This is a genomic window from Bacillus cereus group sp. BfR-BA-01331, from assembly GCF_022663915.1.
GTDB classification, from domain to species: domain Bacteria; phylum Bacillota; class Bacilli; order Bacillales; family Bacillaceae_G; genus Bacillus_A; species Bacillus_A mycoides.
Genome location: NZ_JAKUGJ010000201.1, coordinates 1 through 274, shown reverse-complemented (window position 1 = coordinate 274; position 274 = coordinate 1). Strand labels below are relative to the sequence as shown.

The window sequence follows — 274 nt, the reverse complement described above, 5'->3', positions numbered from 1 at the left end:
ATTTTATGCCAATTATGAAAGACTGATTATAGGAAAGAAAGTAGTTGATATTCAGTCCATTGGAGAAGTGAAAACAAGCCAACAACTACCAAGAAACAAAAAACCATCAAATCCAAGAGTTACCTTTGATGGTCGTCACTGGTGGATTAGTGTAGGATTCCAAGAAGACTTTGAATTACAAGCACTAACCAATGAGTCGATTGGTGTGGATGTTGGTTTAAAAGAGCTGTTTGTAGCTTCTAATGGTATGAAAGAACGAAATATAAACAAAGAT

1 pseudogene is annotated in these 274 nt (G+C 35.0%); it reads left to right on the top strand.

Annotated elements, in window-relative coordinates:
- Positions 1 to 274 (top strand): annotated as a pseudogene (locus tag MR155_RS31705) (RNA-guided endonuclease InsQ/TnpB family protein); the annotation flags it as partial.